Annotated in this window: 7 protein-coding genes; 1 reads left to right on the top strand and 6 read right to left on the bottom strand. The window is 61.4% G+C overall.

The annotated features are described in order from the left end of the window. Window positions 1–65: 65 nt before the first annotated feature. Complete coding sequence (locus tag M5B43_RS27070; RefSeq protein ID WP_124376064.1) at window positions 66–1,334, bottom strand: Hsp70 family protein; 1,269 nt, start codon at window positions 1,332–1,334, stop codon at window positions 66–68. 238 nt (window positions 1,335–1,572) lie between these two features. Between M5B43_RS27070 and M5B43_RS27065 the strand changes: the two genes are divergently transcribed. Continuing rightward, the gene (locus M5B43_RS27065) at window positions 1,573–2,511 is read left to right on the top strand and encodes a DnaJ C-terminal domain-containing protein (protein ID WP_248752937.1); all 939 of its coding nucleotides are present in this window, start codon (window positions 1,573–1,575) and stop codon (window positions 2,509–2,511) included. Between the two features lie 63 nt (window positions 2,512–2,574). On the opposite strand, the gene ureC is transcribed toward M5B43_RS27065, so the two are convergent. From ureC to ureA, 5 genes are all read right to left on the bottom strand, one after another. Continuing rightward, window positions 2,575–4,275, bottom strand: a complete 1,701-nt coding sequence (gene ureC, locus M5B43_RS27060; RefSeq protein WP_248752936.1) for an urease subunit alpha — start codon at window positions 4,273–4,275, stop codon at window positions 2,575–2,577. 113 nt (window positions 4,276–4,388) lie between these two features. Then, window positions 4,389–4,694, bottom strand: coding sequence for an urease subunit beta (locus M5B43_RS27055; RefSeq protein WP_248752935.1), 306 nt, complete (start codon window positions 4,692–4,694; stop codon window positions 4,389–4,391). Then, complete coding sequence (locus M5B43_RS27050; RefSeq protein WP_248752934.1) at window positions 4,691–5,224, bottom strand: GNAT family N-acetyltransferase; 534 nt, start codon at window positions 5,222–5,224, stop codon at window positions 4,691–4,693. Before M5B43_RS27050 ends, M5B43_RS27055 begins: the two co-directional genes overlap by 4 nt. Window positions 5,225–5,229: 5 nt before the next feature. After that, window positions 5,230–5,742 carry a GNAT family N-acetyltransferase gene (locus tag M5B43_RS27045; protein ID WP_248752933.1) on the bottom strand — a complete coding sequence of 171 codons (513 nt, stop codon included), beginning with the start codon at window positions 5,740–5,742 and terminating at the stop codon, window positions 5,230–5,232. A gap of 9 nt (window positions 5,743–5,751) precedes the next feature. After that, window positions 5,752–6,054, bottom strand: coding sequence for an urease subunit gamma (gene ureA, locus M5B43_RS27040; protein WP_017136777.1), 303 nt, complete (start codon window positions 6,052–6,054; stop codon window positions 5,752–5,754). Window positions 6,055–6,111: the final 57 nt, after the last annotated feature.

The following is a 6,111-nucleotide window of genomic DNA, read 5'->3' as shown; positions in this document are numbered from 1 at the left end:
CTTCTTAACTGACTGGCATTGGGGCTTGCCCCCTCCCATATTGGATTTGCGGCGTTTGGGAGGCGTCAGCTGCCGTAACGCTTGCTGGCTTCAATCGCCAAACCGCTACCAATGCTGCCAAAGATATTGCCTTCCACATGCCGCGCATTCGGCAACATTGCCGAGATGCTGTGGCGCAGCGCTGGGATGCCGCTGGAACCGCCCGTGAAGAACACGGTGTCCACCTGGGCCACATCCACCGACGCGTCGGTCAGCAACTGCGTAACGCTGTTGCGCACGCGCTCCAGCAACCCGTCGATTGCCGACTCGAACAGTGTGCGGCTCAAGTCCACGCTCAACCCTGGTTCTACCCGGTCCAGCAGCACATGGCGGCTGTCTTCGTGGGTCAGCTGGATCTTGGTCTCTTCGACTTCCATTGCCAGCCAGTGCCCGGCGCGCTGTTCGATCAGCTTGAACAGGCGGTCGATGCCACCGGTGTCCTCGATGTCGTAGCGCATGCTGCCCAGGGCCAGCTGGGATTTCTGCGAGTACACCGAGTTGATGGTGTGCCAGGTGGCCAGGTTCATGTGGTGGCTGGTGGGCATGTAGGCGCCGCTTTTCATGCGGCTGCCGTAGCCGAACAGCGGCATCATGCCGGCCAGGGACAGTTGCTTGTCGAAGTCGGTACCGCCGATGTGCACGCCACCGGTGGCGAGGATGTCGCTCTGGCGGTTGTCGTTGTGACGGCGGTCCGGCGACAGGCGCACCAGGGAGAAGTCGGAGGTACCACCGCCGATGTCGACGATCAGCACCAGCTCTTCTTTTTCAATGGTGGACTCGTAGTCGAACGCCGCCGCGATGGGTTCGTACTGGAACGAGATGTCCTTGAAACCGATCTTGCGCGCCACGTCCACCAGGGTGTTTTCCGCTTCCTGGTCGGCCATCGGGTCATCATCGACGAAGAACACCGGGCGGCCCAGCACCACTTCTTCGAACTCGCGGCCAGCGGTCGCTTCGGCGCGGCTCTTGAGTTGGCCGATAAATAGCGCCAGCAGGTCGGTGAACGGCATGGCCGTGCCCAATACGCTGGTGTCATGCTTGATCAGCTTGGAACCCAGCAGGCTCTTGAGCGAGCGCATCAGCCGGCCTTCGTAGTTTTCCAGGTATTCGTGCAGGGCCAGGCGGCCGTAGACCGGGCGGCGCTCCTCGAAGTTGAAGAACACCACCGACGGCAAGGTGATCTTGTCGTCCTCCAGCGCGATAAGCGTCTCCTCGCCGGGGCGGATCCAGCCGACGGTGGAGTTGGACGTGCCGAAGTCGATACCGCAGGCACGGGCTGGGGATGGGTTTTTCATGTCTATCGGGTTCCGGTTGAAAAACGGCCGCGCAGTGTATGCCAGTCGAGGGCGGTTGCGTAGGCCAACCATCCGTTAAATCGTGCTTGAAAGTTGGGTATTTGCCCCCACATCTGTTGCATACGGCTAGCGCCGATAACACTTTGACGCACTCCCAGGCCATAACCCTCAACAGGTGCAAACCAGCGCACGTTGTGCCCCGGGCTGTGCGATCTCGATAAAGGATGGTGAACTGCCGATGGATTTCAAAGACTACTACAAGATTCTGGGTGTCGAGCCGACGGCCGATGACAAACAAATCAAGGCTGCGTATCGCAAGCTGGCGCGCAAATATCACCCGGACGTCAGCAAAGAAAAAGACGCCGAAGAGAAGTTCAAGGACGCGTCGGAAGCCTATGAAGCGCTCAAAAGCGCCGACAAGCGCGCTGAATACGACGAGCTGCGCAAATACGGTCAGCACGGCCAACCGTTCCAGGGACCACCGGGCTGGCAGAGTCGGGGTGGGTTCGACGGCGGTGCAGGCACCGAGGACTTTTCCGATTTCTTCAGCTCGATCTTCGGCGGCCGTAGCGATGCCTTCGGCGGTGGCCAGCGGCGTTCTGCCGGGCGCAAGGGGCAGGACGTCGAGATGCAACTCTCGGTGTTCCTGGAAGAGACGTTGTCCACCGAGTCCAAGCAGATCAGTTTCCAGGTGCCGCAATACGACGCCTCGGGCCGTCACGTCAGCAACACCGTCAAGAGCCTGAACGTGAAGATTCCCGCCGGCGTGGCCGACGGCGAACGCATCCGCCTCAAAGGCCAGGGCGCACCGGGCATTGGCGGCGGAGCCAATGGTGACTTGTACCTGATCATCAAGTTTGCGCCGCACCCCAAGTTCGAGGTGGATGGCGAAAACCTGATCATCAACCTGCCCCTGGCACCATGGGAACTGGCACTGGGCGCGGAAGTGGCCGTGCCGACGCTGACCGGCAAGATCAACCTCAAGGTGCCGGCCGGCAGCCAGAACGGCCAGCGCATGCGCGCCAAGGGCCATGGTTTGCTGAACAAGGCCGGGCAGCGTGGCTATTTGTTCGTGCAGCTCAAGGTTGTAATGCCCAAGAGCAGCGACGAAGAGGTCAAGGCGCTGTGGCAGGAGCTGGCGCAAAAAGCTGCTTTTAATCCGCGCGAGCAGTTTTAAGGCTCGAGAACGAACACCGTACCTGTGGCGAGGGGCCTTGCTCCCTCGCCACAAAGGTTTGGGTTAGAACAGGAAATACCGCTGTGCCATCGGCAACACATCCGCAGGTTCGCACCACAACAGCACCCCATCGGCCTTGACCTGATAGGTCTGCGGGTCCACCTCGATATCCGGCAGGTAATCGTTGTGGATCAGGTCGGTTTTCTGCACGTCGCGACAGCCCTTGACCACCTCAATCTGCTTCTTCAAACCCAGTGCTTCGGGCAACCCGGCGTCCTGGGCGGCCTGGCTGACAAAGGTCAGGCTGGTGGCGTGCAGCGCGCTGCCGAAGCTGGCGAACATCGGGCGGTAGTGCACCGGCTGCGGCGTCGGGATCGAGCCGTTGATGTCACCCATCAGGCTTGAGGCAATCGCGCCGCCCTTGAGGATCAGGGTCGGCTTGATGCCGAAGAACGCTGGGCGCCACAGCACCAGGTCGGCCCATTTGCCCACTTCGATCGAGCCGACGACATGGCTGATCCCGTGGGTGATCGCCGGGTTGATGGTGTACTTGGCGATATAGCGTTTGGCGCGGAAGTTGTCATTGCCCGGGCCATCGCCGGGCAGGGCGCCACGCTGCTTTTTCATCTTGTCGGCGGTTTGCCAGGTGCGTGTGATCACTTCGCCGACGCGGCCCATGGCCTGGCTGTCGGAGCTGATCATCGAGAACGCGCCGAGGTCGTGCAGGATGTCTTCGGCGGCGATGGTCTCGCGGCGGATACGGCTTTCGGCGAAGGCCACGTCTTCGGCAATGCTCGGGTCCAGGTGATGGCAGACCATCAACATGTCCAGGTGCTCGTCGATCGTGTTACGGGTGAACGGCCGGGTCGGGTTGGTGGAACTGGGCAGCACATTGGGGAAACCGCAGGCCTTGATGATGTCTGGCGCGTGGCCGCCACCGGCACCTTCGGTGTGGTAGGTGTGGATGGTGCGGCCCTTGAGGGCGGCGAGGGTGGTTTCCACAAACCCGGATTCATTCAGGGTGTCGCTGTGGATCGCCACCTGTACATCGTATTGGTCGGCGACGCTCAGGCAGTTGTCGATGCTGGCAGGCGTCGTGCCCCAGTCTTCATGCAGCTTCAAGCCAATGGCGCCGGCCTTGACCTGCTCGATCAAGGGCTCCGGCAGGCTGGCGTTGCCCTTGCCGGTGAAACCGATGTTCATTGGAAACGAGTCGCTGGCTTGCAGCATGCGCGCCAGGTGCCACGGGCCTGAGGTGCAGGTGGTGGCATTGGTGCCGGTGGCTGGGCCGGTACCGCCGCCGATCATGGTGGTGACGCCGCTGGTCAGTGCTTCTTCGATCTGCTGCGGGCAGATGAAGTGCACATGGGTGTCGATGCCGCCAGCGGTGAGGATCATGCCTTCGCCGGCGATCACCTCGGTACTGGCGCCGATGGCCATGGTCACACCTGGCTGGATATCCGGGTTGCCGGCCTTGCCGATCGCGTGGATGCGGCCGTTCTTCAAGCCGACGTCGGCCTTGACGATGCCCCAGTGGTCGATGATCAGCGCGTTGGTGATCAGGGTGTCGACCACTTCATGGGCGAGCAACTGGCTCTGGCCCTGGCCGTCGCGGATCACCTTGCCGCCGCCGAATTTCACTTCTTCACCGTAGATCGTAAAGTCTTGCTCCACTTCGACGAACAGCTCGGTGTCGGCCAGGCGGACCTTGTCTCCGACGGTGGGGCCGTACATGTCGGCATAGGCTTGGCGGCTGATTTTCATGTGAGGTTGCCCTGAAAAATTGATGTTGAATGTGAGTCAGCTATCGGGGGCAAGCCCCCTCCCACACTTGGAATGCATTCCCCTGTGGGAGGGGGCTTGCCCCCGATGAGGCCCTAAAGATCCCCCATGATCCGCCCCGCAAACCCAAATACCCGCCGTCCACCGCTCAACTCCACCAACTCCACTTCACGCTTCTGCCCCGGCTCAAACCGCACCGCCGTGCCCGCCGGAATATTCAGGCGCATGCCGCGACTCAATGCACGGTCAAAGGTCAGCGCATCATTGGTCTCGAAAAAATGGTAATGCGAGCCCACCTGGATCGGCCGGTCGCCGCTGTTGGCCACGCCGAGGGTGAGGGTGCGGCGGCCGACATTCAGTTCGATGTCGCCAGGCTGGATCTGATATTCGCCAGGAATCATGCAGGTTGCCCCAGGGTCTTGAAGTAGATGGCGGTCGGGCTGTAACGCCCGTCCGGGCTTTGGCAGTAGTCGGGTAATTCACCCACCTTGATGTAGTGCAGCGCCTGGTAGAAGGCTTCGGCGCCAGAGCCGGCCTCGGTGTCCAGGTACAGCAGGCCGCGCTTGTGCTGGCGCGCGGCAAGCTCCAGGGTATTCATCAATTGCTGGCCCAGGCCGTGGCGGCGGGCGCTGCTGTGCACCAGCAGCTTTTGCACCTCGGCCCGATTAAGGCCGTTGGCTTTCTGGCACAGCGCCAATTGCACGCTGGCAATCACCTGCTCATCGCGCACCACCACCCACAGCAACAGGCTGGCGTCCTCGACACTGGCTTGCACACCGTTTAGATAGGCGCGGGCCTGGGCTTCATCGAAGTCGGCCATGAAACCGACCGAGGCGCCATGCTGCACCGCGTCGAGCAACAGCTGAATCAAACCCAGGCGGTAATGGGCAAAACTTTCTGCATTCACTCGTCGCAATTGTGCAGCGCTCATCGATCTCACTCCTTGGGCGGTTGTGCACCCGGGTTCAATGTCAGTTGCATAAACGTCAGGTCCAGCCAGCGGCCGAACTTGATGCCCACCTGGGGCATTTGCCCGGTGGTGATGAAACCCAGGCGCTCATGCAGGCGAATCGACGCTTGGTTGCCGCTTTCGATAGCCGCGACCATCACATGTTTGCCGCAGGTTCTGGCGCGTTCGATCAAGGCGTGCATCAGGCGCGGGCCAAGACCTTTGCCACGCTGGTCGTTGCGCACATACACCGAGTGCTCGACGCTGTAGCGAAAGCCCTCGAACGGGCGCCAGTCGCCGAATGAGGCGTAGCCTATGACTTCATCGTTTTCGACCGCGACCAGGACCGGGTACTGCTGCGCCTGGCGCGCACTGAACCAGGCTTGGCGGTTCGCCAGGTCCACCGGTTGCTCGTTCCAGATGGCCGTGGTGTTCCGTACCGCGTCGTTGTAGATATCGCGGATGGCAGGCAGGTCTTGTTCGGTTGCATCACGAATCATGGCCGGGCCTCAGGCAATGGGTTGGTGAACGGTGACCAGCTTGGTGCCGTCGGGAAAGGTGGCCTCCACCTGGATATCCGGGATCATTTCCGGGATGCCTTCCATCACTTGCTCGCGGCTGAGCAGCGTCGTGCCGTAGTGCATCAGCTCGGCGACGGTGCGGCCATCGCGGGCGCCTTCCATCAGGGCGGCGGAAATATAGGCGATGGTTTCCGGGTAGTTGAGCTTCACACCGCGCGCCAGGCGGCGCTCAGCCACTAAGCCGGCGGTGAAGATCAACAGTTTGTCTTTTTCCCGTGGGGTCAGGTCCATGGTTCAGTCCGTCGTGAAATACATTCGTAAAAACACTGGAGATCCCCTGTGGGAGGG

The sequence above is a fragment of the Pseudomonas sp. MWU15-20650 genome, assembly GCF_023242475.1.
Taxonomy (GTDB): Bacteria; Pseudomonadota; Gammaproteobacteria; order Pseudomonadales; family Pseudomonadaceae; genus Aquipseudomonas.
This window is presented reverse-complemented; position numbering and strand designations above follow the sequence as displayed.